Source organism: Tatumella ptyseos ATCC 33301 (assembly GCF_000735525.1).
GTDB lineage: Bacteria > Pseudomonadota > Gammaproteobacteria > Enterobacterales > Enterobacteriaceae > Tatumella > Tatumella ptyseos.
Genome location: NZ_JMPR01000035.1, coordinates 73,824 through 89,033 on the forward strand (window position 1 = coordinate 73,824; position 15,210 = coordinate 89,033).

At 51.2% G+C, this 15,210-nt stretch carries 12 protein-coding genes, 1 tRNA gene and 1 pseudogene; 5 read left to right on the forward strand and 9 right to left on the reverse strand.

Annotated elements, in window-relative coordinates; translation table 11 throughout:
* Positions 1 to 49: 49 nt before the first annotated feature.
* Positions 50 to 1,984: a PrkA family serine protein kinase gene (locus GTPT_RS10185; protein ID WP_025903038.1), complete on the reverse strand. Its 1,935-nt coding sequence runs from the start codon at positions 1,982 to 1,984 to the stop codon at positions 50 to 52.
* 401 nt (positions 1,985 to 2,385) lie between these two features.
* Between GTPT_RS10185 and GTPT_RS10190 the strand changes: the two genes are divergently transcribed.
* Positions 2,386 to 3,135 (forward strand): MipA/OmpV family protein, encoded by a 750-nt coding sequence (locus GTPT_RS10190; protein WP_241964815.1) that lies wholly within the window; start codon positions 2,386 to 2,388, stop codon positions 3,133 to 3,135.
* 102 nt (positions 3,136 to 3,237) lie between these two features.
* On the opposite strand, the gene GTPT_RS10195 is transcribed toward GTPT_RS10190, so the two are convergent.
* The gene (locus tag GTPT_RS10195) at positions 3,238 to 4,113 is read right to left on the reverse strand and encodes a D-hexose-6-phosphate mutarotase (RefSeq protein ID WP_029990338.1); all 876 of its coding nucleotides are present in this window, start codon (positions 4,111 to 4,113) and stop codon (positions 3,238 to 3,240) included.
* Between the two features lie 88 nt (positions 4,114 to 4,201).
* Entirely contained in the window at positions 4,202 to 5,200 is a 999-nt protein-coding gene (gene gapA / locus GTPT_RS10200) for a glyceraldehyde-3-phosphate dehydrogenase (protein WP_025903041.1), read from the reverse strand.
* 349 nt (positions 5,201 to 5,549) lie between these two features.
* Here gapA and msrB point away from each other — a divergent pair, with 349 nt between their 5' ends.
* Both msrB and GTPT_RS10210 read left to right on the forward strand, forming a co-directional pair.
* Positions 5,550 to 5,936, forward strand: coding sequence for a peptide-methionine (R)-S-oxide reductase MsrB (msrB, locus tag GTPT_RS10205; RefSeq protein WP_029990339.1), 387 nt, complete (start codon positions 5,550 to 5,552; stop codon positions 5,934 to 5,936).
* A 3-nt stretch (positions 5,937 to 5,939) separates the two neighbouring features.
* Positions 5,940 to 6,215: a YeaC family protein gene (locus tag GTPT_RS10210; RefSeq protein ID WP_025903043.1), complete on the forward strand. Its 276-nt coding sequence runs from the start codon at positions 5,940 to 5,942 to the stop codon at positions 6,213 to 6,215.
* Positions 6,216 to 6,265: 50 nt separating this feature from the next.
* Here the strand turns inward: GTPT_RS10210 and ansA are convergent, their stop codons facing one another.
* Together ansA and sppA are read right to left on the reverse strand one after the other, a co-directional pair.
* The gene (ansA, locus tag GTPT_RS10215; RefSeq protein ID WP_025903044.1) at positions 6,266 to 7,279 is read right to left on the reverse strand and encodes an asparaginase; all 1,014 of its coding nucleotides are present in this window, start codon (positions 7,277 to 7,279) and stop codon (positions 6,266 to 6,268) included.
* Positions 7,280 to 7,380: 101 nt separating this feature from the next.
* Entirely contained in the window at positions 7,381 to 9,246 is a 1,866-nt protein-coding gene (gene sppA / locus GTPT_RS10220) for a signal peptide peptidase SppA (protein WP_029990340.1), read from the reverse strand.
* A 169-nt stretch (positions 9,247 to 9,415) separates the two neighbouring features.
* On the opposite strand from sppA, the gene GTPT_RS10225 reads away from it, so the two are divergent.
* Together GTPT_RS10225 and GTPT_RS10230 are read left to right on the forward strand one after the other, a co-directional pair.
* Positions 9,416 to 9,964: an NAD(P)H nitroreductase gene (locus tag GTPT_RS10225; protein ID WP_025903046.1), complete on the forward strand. Its 549-nt coding sequence runs from the start codon at positions 9,416 to 9,418 to the stop codon at positions 9,962 to 9,964.
* A 204-nt stretch (positions 9,965 to 10,168) separates the two neighbouring features.
* Positions 10,169 to 12,094 (forward strand): DNA topoisomerase III, encoded by a 1,926-nt coding sequence (locus GTPT_RS10230; protein ID WP_025903047.1) that lies wholly within the window; start codon positions 10,169 to 10,171, stop codon positions 12,092 to 12,094.
* A gap of 168 nt (positions 12,095 to 12,262) precedes the next feature.
* On the opposite strand, the gene xthA is transcribed toward GTPT_RS10230, so the two are convergent.
* The 4 genes and pseudogenes from xthA to GTPT_RS17080 all read right to left on the reverse strand — a co-directional run bounded on the left by xthA (position 12,263) and on the right by GTPT_RS17080 (position 15,079).
* A complete protein-coding gene (xthA, locus tag GTPT_RS10235; protein ID WP_025903048.1) occupies positions 12,263 to 13,069 on the reverse strand; it encodes an exodeoxyribonuclease III in 807 nt (268 codons plus the stop codon).
* Positions 13,070 to 13,485: 416 nt separating this feature from the next.
* Positions 13,486 to 13,570, reverse strand: a tRNA-Tyr gene (locus GTPT_RS10240).
* Between the two features lie 144 nt (positions 13,571 to 13,714).
* Positions 13,715 to 14,563, reverse strand: coding sequence for a formyltetrahydrofolate deformylase (gene purU / locus GTPT_RS10245; RefSeq protein WP_025903049.1), 849 nt, complete (start codon positions 14,561 to 14,563; stop codon positions 13,715 to 13,717).
* 53 nt (positions 14,564 to 14,616) lie between these two features.
* Positions 14,617 to 15,079: pseudogene (locus GTPT_RS17080) on the reverse strand (YchJ family protein).
* Positions 15,080 to 15,210: the final 131 nt, after the last annotated feature.

A 15,210-nucleotide genomic window follows, 5' to 3' on the forward strand; every position in this document is an offset into this window, starting at 1 on the left:
ATCAACGAGAAACGGGAGGGCGGCAAACGTCTGCCGCCCGGAAATGTGTTCAGGAAGACTTACGCACTCTGAGGTACCATTCGCAAAGCAGACGTACCTGTTTACGGGTGTAGCCTTTCTCCATCATACGATCCACAAAGTCATCATGTTTTTTCTGTTCATCGGTGGAGGTCTTGGTATTGAACGAAATCACCGGCAACAGTTCTTCGGTATTTGAGAACATTTTCTTCTCAATGACGGTGCGCAATTTTTCATAGCTGGTCCAGTTCGGGTTATGGCCACTGTTCTGAGCCCTGGCACGTAGCACAAAATTCACTATTTCATTACGGAAGTCTTTCGGGTTACTGATCCCCGCCGGCTTCTCAATTTTCTCCAGCTCAGCGTTCAGGGAGCCGCGATCAAACAACTGACCGGTATCCGGGTCACGGTATTCCTGATCCTGGATCCAGAAATCAGCATAAGTCACGTAACGGTCAAAAATATTTTGTCCATACTCGGAATAGGACTCAAGATAGGCCGTCTGTATTTCTTTGCCGATAAATTCCGCATATTTAGGGATCAGGTAGCCCTTCAGGAACTCCAGATATTTATCGGCCACTTCCTGTGGAAATTGCTCCCGCTCTATCTGCTGTTCGAGAACATAGAACAGGTGAACCGGGTTTGCGGCAACCTCAGAATGATCGAAGTTAAAGACCCTGGAGAGTATTTTGAAGGCAAAACGTGTCGAAAGACCGTTCATTCCTTCATCGACGCCGGCATAATCGTGATACTCCTGCCAGGATTTTGCCTTAGGATCGGTATCTTTCAGGCTCTCTCCGTCATAGACCCGCATTTTTGAGAATATGCTTGAGTTTTCCGGTGACTTCAGCCGGGACAGGATGATAAAGCGGGCCAGAGTTTCAAGGGTACCCGGCGCGCAAGAGGCTTCGGTCAGTTCACTGTTATCTAACAGTTTTTTGTAGATCTTAATCTCTTCAGAGACCCGCAGGCAGTAAGGGACTTTCACGATGTAAACACGGTCGAGAAACGCTTCGTTGCTTTTATTATTTCGGAACTGTACCCATTCAGATTCATTAGAGTGGGCAAGAATAATGCCGTTAAAAGGCAGGGCTGAAATACCTTCGGTACCGTTATAATTCCCTTCCTGGGTCGCGGTCAGTAGCGGGTGGAGGACTTTGATCGGTGCTTTGAACATCTCAACAAATTCCATCACCCCCTGGTTAGCGCGGCACAATGCCCCGGAGTAGCTATAGGCATCCGGATCATTCTGAGCGAAATGCTCCAGTTTACGAATATCCACTTTCCCCACCAGGGCTGAAATATCCTGGTTGTTTTCATCCCCCGGTTCCGTTTTCGCGATAGCCAGTTGCTCAAGGATGGATGGCCAGACCTTGACGACCCTGAACCTGGAAATATCTCCGCCAAATTCATGCAGGCGTTTTGCCGCCCACGGAGACATAATCGTTCCCAGGTAACGGCGCGGAACACCATATTCCTGAGCCAGGATACCGGCATCCTCGGCGGGGTTAAACAGGCATAGCGGGTGATCGTTAACCGGGCTGCGTTCACCGTCAGCGGTCAGAACATAGATGGGGACCCGCTGAACCAGCGCTTTCAGACGCTCTGCCAGTGAGGATTTTCCCCCGCCGACCGGCCCGAGCAGGTAAAGAATTTGTTTCTTTTCTTCCAGCCCCTGAGCTGCATGTTTCAGGTAAGAGACGATCTGCTCGATAGCCTCTTCCATCCCATAGAACTCTTCAAAAGCAGGGTAGCGGGGAACCACTCTGTTCGAAAAAATACGGGAAAGCCTGGGGTCCTGAGCGGTATCCACCATGACGGGTTGTCCGATGGCGGTCAGCAGTCGTTCTGCGGCATTGGCGTAAGCACTGCGATCCTTTTTACAAATGGATAAAAATTCCTGCAGTGTGAACTCTTCGTCTTTGGCCGCTTCATAACGCTGGCGATAATGATCGAATATATTCATAGCGATGCCCGTCCTTTTATTTTTAGCACAGGTAAAGGAGCAGAATGATGACAGGATTTGCTCCGGGAAAGACGACTCACTGGCTGATACTGCAACCCGTATGCCAGAATGGGATGTTTAAGAAATAATTGACTGGCCGGTTGTCATTACAAATTTTGTACAGAGTCGTATTATTTAACTGTAGTCAGGAATTTTCAGTTCACACAGGGTTTTTTGCACTATTTAGCGATATATCAATAACAAACTGTACTATCGTGCCATTTATCAACCGTAGTATGCGGGAGATGAGGGCACGAATCGCTGACCGTTCAGAGGAATTTACGTTTATTCTTCTCTCCTTTCCCGCGGCGGAGATGACCGCTGGTACCGGTTAGCTAACATTTAATTAAGGATCCTCTGGTTTGAAAATATCATATTTGTCTCTCAGCACTCTGGCGGCTGTCTGTTTCTCCTCCGGAGTCTTCGCGGCAGGCTCCCCGCTGACGGTCGGCGCAGGCGCATTGTATGTGCAATCGCCTTATCAGGGGGGTAAAGAACGCTATTATCCGTTCCCTCTGGTGAATTACGAAGATGCGAATTTCTTCGTTTCCGGACTGCAGGGGGGGTACTTTCTGTGGAAAAATCCGCAGAACCAGTTATCACTGATCATCACCAGTTCGGGACAGGAGTACGATCCGAAACGAACCGACTCATCGGCCATGAAGCAACTGGATAAACGCCATCTGACCCTGATGGCCGGCGGACAATGGCAACATATTGCTGACTGGGGGGTGCTGAAAACCTCGCTGGTGGGTGATGTATTGGACCAGAGTAACGGTATTGTCTGGAATACCAACTGGCATTATCCGCTAATGCTGGACGGAATTTCACTTAACCCCGGGGCCGGGTTGAGCTGGAACAGCAGCCATCAGACGGATTACTACTACGGGGTGTCATCGGCGGAATCACGTCGCAGCGGAATATCTTCCTACCATGCCGGGGACAGCTGGCTTCCGTATGTGGAAATCAGCGCCAGTTATCCGCTGACCAAACGCTGGCAGTTAGGGGTCGGCGGACGTTATCAGTGGTTCGGCAGCGAAGTGAAAGACAGTCCGATGGTGGCGAAATCCGGTCAGGCAATGGTTTGGACGGGGATCAGTTACACGTTCTGAAACTCAGGTTGTGAATAGGGATTTCTGACGTTTGGGCCGGCGCGGGGCAGTGAATGCCCCGCAATCAGGCAGATAGCTGCGTCAGGGGGCACCCCTGATACATTATGCTGATCTGGCCACTTTAAACATCACTCCCAGGCGTGCCGGAGAATCATGTTTGCTGACCAGGGGCTGAGAGATCCGTGCCGTTTCCACACAGACCATGGTTTTATAACCATCATTGGCCATATCTCCCATACTGCAGGAGAGTGCCGGACCGGGATTCCAGGTGACAACGTCACTTTTATGATGGTGATAAATTTCCAGCCGTCGTTTACCGGCAGGATCGTCGATGACATTACAATCATCGGCGGCAGTAAATATACGGTCTACCTGATCAGAATAGGTTTGTGGCGTGAGTTGCTCTGCCGTCGTCCCGCCAGTCACTTTATCAATATACGACGTCCCCAGGCCACTGACAGAGACCCCGGCAATATCGGCCACACGGAAATAGCTGTGCAAGGCGGCGGTGGACGTAAATTCACCGTGGGCTTCCAGTTCAATTTCACAGTGCTTTCCAAGACGGAATCGGGCAATCAGTGAAAAATCGTGCGGCCAGTATTTATGGGTCTGTGGTGAGTGTTTAAGCTCAAAAGTGAGGATCACTCCCTGCTCATTTTCATCATGAGCCAGTAGTGTCCAGGGGAGGTTACGAGCAAAACCATGGGCCGGGTGACCGGCAGGGCCAAACCAGGGCCAGCATACCGGTACGCCGCCACGAATGGCTTTACCTTCAGTGAATGCCGTTTCATCGCTTAACCAAATCACCGGCTTTTCACCGGAAGGTTGCCATGAAATAAGATGAGCGCCCTGCAGTGCAACCACCGCATGTACAGCCGGATGATTAACCACAATCAGCGGTAACTGACCTTTCTGACGCAGAGAAATATAGGGGGTTATCTGACGGTTTACCGGCAGTTTATAGAGTGATTCCTGCATTCGCTCTCCTCAGAGGGATCAACCAACAAACAACAAAAAGAAGGGGCGACCGAAGTCGCCCCTGATATTTACGGACTGTCCGTTGATTTTATTTGGCCGCAACCAGTGCAATCAGGTCAAGGACTTTGTGTGAATAACCGGTTTCGTTGTCATACCAGGAAACCAGTTTCACGAAGTTATCATTCAGCGCGATACCTGCTTTCGCATCGAAGAATGATGTGCAAACTTCACCGTTGAAATCGGTAGAAACAACGTCGTCCTCGGTATAACCCAGAACACCTTTCATAGTGCCTTCAGACGCAGTTTTGATGGCAGATTTGATCTGCTCATAAGTGGCTGCTTTTTCCAGACGAACGGTCAGGTCAACGACAGAAACGTTCGGGGTAGGGACACGGAATGCCATACCGGTCAGTTTACCGTTCAGTTCCGGCAGAACTTTACCGACGGCTTTAGCCGCACCGGTAGAAGACGGGATGATGTTCTGAGAAGCACCACGACCGCCGCGCCAGTCTTTATGAGACGGGCCATCAACAGTTTTCTGCGTTGCAGTCGTCGCGTGAACAGTGGTCATCAGGCCTTCAACGATACCGAAGTTATCATTGATGACTTTGGCCAGAGGGGCCAGGCAGTTAGTGGTACAGGAAGCGTTAGAAACGATATCCTGGCCCTGATATTTATCGAAGTTCGCACCGCGAACGAACATCGGTGTGTCGTCTTTAGAAGGACCGGTCAGAACAACTTTTTTCGCGCCTGCGGTAATGTGTTTACGTGCAGTTTCGTCGGTCAGGAAGATACCGGTCGCTTCTGCAACAACATCCACACCCACTTCGTCCCATTTCAGGTTAGCCGGGTCTCTTTCGCTGGTCACACGGATTTTTTTACCGTTAACGATCAGTGCACCGTCTTTAACTTCTACGGTCCCGTCGAAACGTCCATGGGTGGAGTCATACTTCAGCATGTAAGCCATGTATTCGGCGTCGAGCAGGTCGTTAATTGCAACGATCTCGATGTCTGAACGCTGTTGCGCAGCACGAAAAACAATGCGACCGATACGGCCAAAACCGTTGATACCTACTTTGATAGTCATATATTCCACCAGCTATGGGTTATTGAATAAAAGGTTGGCTGTAAAATTACAAAAACCGCTTCAGGCGTCAAGCTTAATCGTGTCAATTATTGTGGCAGATCAATCCTCACCTGCAGTTTTTTACCCGTTAAAGCATAAGTACCCTTAACCATAACGGGGACTCGCCCGGCAGAGAGTGTGCAGGACCTTTCCATCATAAATTGGGATGCAGATCACAATTTCAAACCCACCGGTTATCCTGTGTTCAACGCACAAATTACCCGTCGTGATTGTTGCCTGTTTGTTATAATACGCATATTCATTGGATCAATCATATGGCTTCTACATGACATCGGAAAAAAACAGAAACATGCCTGAACGTGACCTGACAGAAATACAACGTTATGTCACCCGTGATCGCGGAACGGAGCCTCCGTTCAGTGGTGCTTTGTTGCACAATACTGACGAAGGCATTTACCACTGCCTGGTGTGTCATGTGCCATTGTTCTATTCAGAGACAAAGTTTGATGCCGGTTGCGGATGGCCGAGTTTTTATCAACCGGTTTCCCCGGATGCTATCCACTATATCGAAGATTTCTCGCATGGCATGCACCGGACAGAAATTCGTTGTGCACATTGTGATTCGCACCTGGGGCATGTATTCCCGGACGGTCCGCAACCCACGGGTGAGCGTTACTGTGTGAACTCTGCCTCGCTAAGTTTTACCGATCCGCATGGCAATAATACTCCGGGGTGACAGATGAAGGATCTTGAAAATTTACTGGCAGGCATGACCCCTGAATTGTATGAACGTCTGGTTCTCGCCAGTGAAACCGGAAAATGGCCTGATGGTGTGGCGCTGACTCCGGCACAGCGTGAGCACACTCTCCAGCTGGTAATGCTATGGCAGGCGAGATATAACGACAACCCGGGCCATATGACGATTGGCAAAGGCGGAGAGATGGTGGTGAAGAGTAAGCAGGCCCTGAAGGAAGAGTTTGGTATCGACGGTTCGGTGACGAAACTGACTCTGTAGGTGGCCCTCATACCGGCTTGTCAGGGACGCGCACAAGCCGGTGTTGAATGTTAATCCGCGGTCAGTTCGCCACGAAGATTTTGCTGCATAAGGTCCCGGATCTGTTGCGGATCATAGCCGGCAGAGAGCAGATAATGCAGCTTAGTCAGGGCCGCTTCTACGGTCAGGTCATATCCGCTGATCACTCCGGCATTTTCCAGCGCATTCCCGGTGGCATAGCCCCCCATATTGACCTTCCCCGAAATACATTGCGTCAGATTGACGACCACAATGCCACGCTCAGAGGCTTGTCTGAGTTCAGTCAGAAATTCAGCATTCTGCGGAGCATTGCCTACGCCATACGAACGAAGGATCAGCGCTTTCACCGGCTGGCGCAGGAAATTACGCACAACCTCGGCCGGGATACCGGGATAAAGCGTAACGACACCCACCGGTTGTGGTGTGATGTTATGGACGGTAAACGGCCCCTGAGCCTGCGGTGCGGCCGGCGTATGTAACCGGCGGATATGGATACCGGCTTCCAGAAGCGGAGTCAGATTAGGGGATGCAAAAGCATCGAAACCATCAGCATGAGCCTTTGTGGTCCGGTTACCCCGGTAGAGCGTATTATTAAAAAATAACGTGACTTCATTCACCGGGTAATTGGCGGCAACATACAACGAATTAAGCAGATTCTGCTGGCCGTCAGAGCGTAGCTCAGCCAGCGGTATTTGTGACCCTGTCACAATGACCGGTTTCCCCAGGTTTTCCAGCATAAACGAGAGCGCAGATGCGGTAAACGCCATGGTATCGGTACCGTGCAGGATCACAAAACCATCATACAGTTCATAGTTTTTATGAATATCATCAGCAATGACCTGCCAGTCCTGCGGGGTCATGTCTGACGAGTCCATCAGTGGCTGATATTCATGAATAGAGAAAGAGGGCATTTCCGGACGATGGAACTCCGGCATCGCCAGTAATTGCTGTTGCAGATGGCCGGACACCGGCACATACCCCTGGGCAGAACGTTGCATACCAATGGTCCCGCCTGTGTAGGCGACATAAATATTTTTTCTCTGCATGACGTATTCTTTTCAAAAGTCGTAAAAAAGCCGGATTAGGGTGGCAGTATAAAGCAATTCACGGGAAAAGCAGCCTGAACCCGGTTCAGGCTGCCGGCCGGTCAGTTCATAACACCGCAGTTAAGGCAATAAGCATAACGGTTTTGCGGATCGGCCGCCTGGCCTGTCAGGCCGGGCTGATTTTGTAAATCGGTCATCACTTCGGCCAAAGGCGCTGGCAGGAAAGCCTTAATACTGGCAGGGAGTGACGCACTGACCGAAGAACTCATTTGATCCAGTACCTGGTCAAAGAAGGTCGGCTGTTCCTGATACCAGTCCAGACGAGGCGTAGTGATATGTGCCAGCTCTGCCGCTTTGCGGGTCGCATCATCAAAGTCACCCAATTCATCGACCAGTCCGTTTGCTTTTGCATCACTGCCTGTCCAGACGTGTCCCTGGGCTATCTGGTCTATCTGGTCCGTGGTTTTATGACGGGAGTCAGCCACCAGGCTCAGGAAGTTATGGTACCCGTTTTCGATGCTGATTTGCATCATCTGCTGCACCTGATCCGGCAGTGCTTTGGTCATAGAGACATCGGCCAGCGGAGAGGTCGAGACACCGTCAGTGTGCACGCCCAAAGTGCTTAGCGAGTTCTCAATGGTATTGATCACACCGAAAATACCAATCGAGCCGGTCAGGGTGGACGGGCTGGCAATAATGTAGCTGGCCGGGGTCGAGATCCAGTACCCGCCGGAGGCGGCAACACCGCCCATGGAGACAACCACAGGTTTACCAGCCTGTTTTGCGGCCATCAGCTCTTCACGAATAGCTTCAGAGGCCGTCACGCTGCCTCCCGGACTGTTAACCCGCAGAATAATGGCTTTAATGTTTTTATCCAGACGCGCAGCACGGATTTGTGAAACCAGCGTATCACTGCCCACGTTACCGGCACCGGAGTCGCCGTCAACAATCGCCCCGTTCGCGACAATAACCGCGATATTCGCCGGGCCATCCGTCTGAGAGTCTTTTAACGGATAATCATAAATACTGACATTGCGGTAATCATTGGTCTGACTATCCCAGCCAAATTTATGGATAAGGATCTGATCCACCGCCGCACGGGATTCCAGTCCATCTACCAGCCGGGTATTCAGCGCATAAGTGGCGGTACTACCGTTCACGGCTTTCAATGCGGTAATCAGGTTGTCTGCGCCCGGGAAGACCTGCTGCGGCGTTATCTGACGGTTGGCAGAGACCGTGGTCAGATAGTTGTTCCATAACTGGTTAATCCAGCGGCTATCGGCATCTCTCGCTGCCGGTGACATGTTATCGCGCAGGAAAGGTTCTACCGCAGATTTATAAGTACCGACACGGAAAACATGGGAGGATACTTTCAGCGTATCCAGCAGGGTTTTGTAGTAGAGGGCATTGGTCGCCATACCGTGAATATCCACGGCACCCTGAGGAGAGAGATAAATCGTATTAGCAAAACTGGCCAGGTAGTATTGAGCCTGGCTAAAATTATCGCCATAGGCATAGACAGGCTTTCCGGCATCACGGAATTCGCGTAAGGCTTTACCGATATACTGCAGAGAAGGCTGATCGCCGCCACCGAAATTCCGCAGGTCCAGCACGATGCCGGTGATTTTATTGTCACTTTTTGCCTGACGGATGGCATTAACGATATCGAAGACAGAGTTCTGCTGCAGTGTTTCACTGCGGCTGCCCAGCAACTCCCGGCCAACTTTACTCAGACGGTTTTGTGCTGAAGGCTGGTCAACGACCATACCGGCAAGATTAATTTTCAGCGCCCCCCCGGTCAGCGTTTTTGCCGAATTCGCCGACCCGCCACTGACCTGTGACCAAATCCCGACCCCCACGACGATCAGCAACAGCAGGAACAGGTTCAGGATACACTCCCTGATAAAATTGATTATCCGCCAGACGGCAGAAAATAACCTGCCGGTAATTCGCCACAATGTGCGCATAATTTCTCCATGTAATTGTCAGCAGACTCTTTTGAGCGCTGCGTTCTGAATCATTCCGCCCACATCCTAAAGAGCGCCGCTCTAAAAGTCAGCAGGAAATCACAGCAGACTGTTACAAATCACGTTGTTATGCCAGACTTGTCAGAGACAGACTGAATATGAGGAAGTTATGGACGCATTAGACTTGTTATTACAGCGACGCTCTGCGTCACGGCTGGCGGATCCTGCCCCTGAAGGTGAAACGCTGGAAAATATTCTGCAGGCGGGCTTACGAGCGCCTGATCATGGTGCTCTGCAACCCTGGCACTTTGTTATGATCACAGAAGAAGGGCGTGAGCGTTTCAGCCAGCTGCTGGTTTCAGCGGCAACCGGCGACGGAGCTGATGAAAAAGCCATAGAAAAAGCGCAAAATGCCCCTTTCCGGGCACCGCTGATTATCGCGGTCATTGCCCGATGTGAAGAGCATCCTAAAGTTCCGGAATGGGAACAGGTGGTTTCCGCTGGATGTGCTGTAATGGCTATGCAGATGGCCGCCCAGGCGCAGGGCTTTAACGGGATCTGGCGCAGTGGTGCCTGGACAGAACATGAGGTCGTCCGTCAGGGGCTGGGATGCCGGCCACAGGATAAGATTGTCGGTTTCCTTTATCTGGGCACCCCCCGGCTGAAAGCGGCACCGTTAACCGCTGTAGATCCCGCACCTTTTGTCAGCTATTTCTGACAGATCTTTGCCAGTCAGTCTGGCATGATTAACCCCGCGACAGCGCCCCGGACTTTTGTGCCGGGCATTTGTCGTTAAGCCGCAGTATGCAGAAGACCGGCAGAGCAGCCGGCAGGTCGCCGATTCTGACGACTGAAAGTATTCACCCCCGGTGCGGGTATGTCTACCTCATTCCTGGCCGGACAAAAAGGAAGATCGCGGTTAATGCGTTTGTTTATTGCCGAAAAACCCAGCCTTGCCCGGGCGATTGCTGAAGTTTTGCCTGAGCCTCATCGCCGCGGACAGGGGTTTATTGCCTGCGGAGATAACCAGATTGTGACCTGGTGTGTCGGCCACCTGCTGGAACAGGCACAGCCGGAAAATTATGACCCGCGCTTTGCCCGCTGGTCCCTGGCCGATCTGCCTATTATTCCTGAAAAATGGCAACTGAAACCCCGCCCCGAAGTGGCAAAGCAGCTCAATGTCATCGATGAATTACTCCAAAAGGCAACTCATATTGTCCATGCCGGCGACCCCGATCGTGAAGGGCAGTTACTGGTCGATGAAGTGCTTGATTATCTGAAACTCAGCGATGAGAAAAGAAAGTCGGTACAACGCTGTCTGATCAATGATCTCAATCCGCAGTCTGTCGCCCGTGCTATTGAACGGTTACGGGATAACCGTGATTTTGTACCGCTCTGTATTTCCGCGCTGGCCAGGGCCAGGGCCGACTGGCTGTACGGTATTAATATGACCCGCGCTTACACCCTGTTTGGTCGCAATGCCGGCTACGACGGTGTGCTCTCTGTCGGACGGGTACAGACCCCGGTACTCGGACTGGTGGTACGCCGTGACGAAGAGATCGAGAATTTTGTTGCCCGCGATTTCTTTGAAGTGAAAGCCCATATTCTGGCCGGTGATGAACAACGTTTCACCGCACTGTGGGTGCCCAGTGATGCGTGTGAGTCCTGGCAGGATGAAGAGGGACGACTACTGAACCGTTCACTGGCAGAACATGTCTGTCAGCGGATCAACGGCCAGCCGGCGAGGGTCATCCATTACCAGGATAAACGTGAGTCTGAGATAGCACCGCTGCCGTTCTCGTTATCAGGTTTACAGATTGAGGCGGCCCGCCGGTTCGGGCTCAGCGCTCAGACGGTACTGGATGTCTGCCAGCGACTTTACGAAACCCACAAACTGATCACTTACCCCCGCTCAGACTGTCGTTATCTGCCCGAAGAGCACTTCGCAGGACGTCATGCGGTGCTGGAGGCTATCGGGACCCATCTGCCTCATCAGACCATGCCACAGGAACTGGATACCGAAACGCGTAATCGTTGCTGGGATAACAAAAAGGTCGATGCCCACCATGCCATCATTCCTACCGCCAGACGCAGCCGGACAAAACTGACGGAGAATGAACTCAATATTTACGGGCTGGTGGCTCGCCAGTACCTGATGCAGTTTTGCCCGGAGGCGGTTTACCGCAAATGCGTTATCGACCTGGAGATTGCGGGTGGAAAGTTTATCGCCAAAGCCCGTTTTCTGGCGGTAGCCGGCTGGCGGGTATTACTGGGGAACAAAGAGCGTGACGAGGAAAATGACGGCACGCCACTGCCGGAAGTCAAAAAAGGGGATGAGCTGTTGTGCGAGAAAGGCGAAGTGGTGGAAAAGAAAACACAACCCCCGCGCCACTTTACCGATGCGACTTTACTTTCTGCAATGACCGGCATCGCACGTTTTGTCCAGGATAAAGCCCTGAAGAAAGTGCTCAGAGAGACCGATGGATTAGGAACCGAGGCGACGCGTGCAGGGATCATCGAATTGCTGTTCAAACGAGGGTTTCTGGAAAAAAAGGGGCGGTATATACACTCTACCGTGGTGGGGAAAGCCCTGATCCACGCGTTACCGCAACCGGCTGCCAGCCCGGATATGACGGCACAGTGGGAGTCGATGCTGACCAGCATCAGCGAGAAAAACTTTCGCTATCAGGATTTTATGCAGCCTCTGGTCGGAACGTTGCATAGCCTTATCGGCGAAGCCCGGCGCACCCCCCCGGTACAGATCCTGAGGCAATTACCCCGTGGTCAGGCCAAACGCGGCAGCAAAGGGAGCACCAAAGGGAGAAAACATAAAGCTGCCCGCGAGTAACCGATGTTGTCTTCAGGGGTGGGGTTTCTGATGATATTAGCGGCAGGGGACAGTGGCACCGTGTCGCATGGAAAGCCCCTCCCTGAGTCCGGGAGCGACGGCACTCAGCCGTCCCGGCGGCCCGCGAGCCGTCAGGCCCGCGGGAGCGTATCCATCGGTGACTAAAACTCAGAGGTCAAAGGTCGCCCACACCGGGGCGTGATCTGACGGTTTCTCCATACTGCGGATATCATAATCGATACCGGTCTCCAGGCAACGAGAGGCCAGAGGCTGGCTTGCCAGCAGTAAATCGATACGCAGACCGCGGTTATCATTGAACCCTTTAGAACGGTAATCAAACCAGGAGAAGCGATCATTGGTTTCAGGCCAGGCGGCACGCCATGTATCGGTGAGCCCCCAACCGAGCAGCTTATCCATCCACTCGCGTTCTTCCGGCAGGAAAGAGCATTTCCCGGTACGTAACCAGCGTTTGCGGTTGTCATCACCGATGCCGATATCATTGTCGGTACAGCTGATATTCATATCACCCATGATCAGTACAGGCTGCTGAGGATCCAGGCGCGATTCCAGATGATCCTGCAGATCACGGTAGAATTTTTCCTTTGCCGGGAACTTCAGTGGATGGTCACGGCTTTCACCCTGCGGAAAATAGCCATTGATCACGGTGATATTGCCGATAGCCGAAGGGATCTCAGCCATGATGATCCGCCGCTGGGCATCGTCTTCATCGGTAATAAAGCCACGCTGCACACTGACCGGTTCCATTTTCGTCATCAGTGCGACACCGTAGTGGCCTTTCTGGCCATGGAAGAAGACGTGATAACCGAGTTTCTGCACCTCTTCCAGCGGGAACATATCATCATGAACTTTGGTCTCCTGCAGCCCGATAATATCCGGCTGGTGAGTTTCGACCAGCGCGGCCAGCTGATGGGGACGCGCCCGGAGTCCGTTGATATTGAAAGAAACAAATTTCATGTTTTAACCACAGTCAGAGAATTTACCCGCGATGGTAGCGATTTTTTCGATGATTGTCACCGTCACTACGGTGCCGGTCCGGATGGCAGAGGCAGCGCACCGTAGAGGAGCACAACAGCGTTTTCGCGACCGGGGATGGAGGGGCAAGTGATTTCCCCGGCAATGTTCTGTAGTAAGTGACAGCTCCGGTGTTATGAGAATATTTCTATATGGATATTTTCGGTGAAGCCCCTGAATAAAGCGTTTTCAGGCAAGCCAGAAGGAGTTAACGAATACCGGGCAGTGAGAATAATGCAGATGATGTCGAAAGATCATACCCGAAGATAATGGCATAACGAGTGAGGAAAAATATCAAAAAAGGCATCTGGTACAGGGAAGTGTAAAACAGGGGATTACAGGCTGAAGCTTATCAGGAATGGTGGTGGGAGAAGGATTCGAACCTTCGAAGTCTGTGACGGCAGATTTACAGTCTGCTCCCTTTGGCCGCTCGGGAATCCCACCTGATTGTGATGCTTCGTTGTGTGCTGAAGCGGGGTGCATAATAACAAAACTTATCTATGTGTAAACAGGCAAAACGGACATTTATGACTGTTTGCCTGTTTTTTACACTAAAAATTAATGGGTTGCGTATTATTTGTCCGGAAATTACAGGATGATAGTCCGGTTACCGTAAACAAAGACCCGTTGTGCCAGCACTTTATCCAACGCACGGCTCAGTGCATTTTTTTCGACATCTCTGCCTGCACGCATCATATCGTCAGCGCTAAACGTATGATCGACGTGGATCACGTCCTGCATAATAATCGGGCCTTCATCTAGGTTATCATTCACATAGTGCGCAGTAGCACCGATAATTTTTACGCCACGCTCATAGGCCTGATGATAAGGCCGCGCCCCGATAAAGGCAGGCAGGAAGGAGTGATGGATATTAATAATCTTATTCGGAAAGCGCTTAACGAATTCCGGGGTCAGTACCCGCATGTACTTCGCCAGCACGACATAATCCGGCTGATAGCGTTCAATCTCATCAGCCATCAGCATATCGTGTTCTTCACGGGTATGTCCTTCATGGCTGATCAGCACAAAAGGAATATCAAAACGTTCAACCAGCGAACGTAATGTTTCATGGTTTCCGATGACGGCCGCAATTTCCATATCCAGACCACCAAAGGCACTTTTCATCAGTAAGTCGCCCAGACAGTGTGCTTCTTTTGTCACCATAATAACCACACGGCGGCGACCGGCGGGTTGCAGTTCGCGAACTGAACCGACGGGTAAGGCGCTGTCTAAATCTGCCAACAGAGTGGTGTCATTAAAAATACCTTCAAGCTCAGTACGCATGAAAAAGCGGCCGGTCCGGTGATCGACAAACTCGTTATTCTGAACAATGTTCAGTTCGTGCTTGTAGCAGATATTGGTAATTTTAGCGATAAGGCCTTTCGCATCAGGGCAAATGGTTCTTAAAACTTTTTTTTGTAGTGTCTGGGCTTGCATTGTGCAATGTATCCTGTCGAATCAGATTTCAGTCATGTCGGGCATTTTAATTATCATAAGCCACAACATTTTTTAAACTTTTTGCCCGAACCGCAAGGGCAGGGGTCATTTCTGCCAGCCTGCAGATGAACGCCATCAATATAATACCAGTGTTGTTCTTCTCTGATAAAGCGTGAACGTTCGTAAATGGCAGAAGTTTGTTGTTTTTCGCGATATCTTGCATAAAAAAGTGACGAACGCTTCATTACTATCTTTTTCGCAAGTATGTGAGATAACATTCAGTCCGAGCCACTCAGTTTCTGACAAGCCGGCAGAGAGGCTGGCGGTCAGTTCAGGGCTCCGTTGCGAAGGATGCCAGGTGGCAATCAGCCAGTCGGTATTTCCTCGCTGGTATGCGGTGTATCGCGAACGCATCAGTGATTCAGCATCAGGGATGCGTTGCTGTCCGCTAAGATATCGGCCACAGCAGGCATCATAGGTTTCTGTGTTTCCACAGGGGCAGTATTCAGTGGACACATCATCTCCGTATTATCACAACCTGTTTATACTATCATGTCACACCCTGGAGGGAGGTAACAAAGTGAACGATACGAAATGAACTATACTATAGTTAACTGTCAAATTCTTATTCACGGGGCCAGGGAACG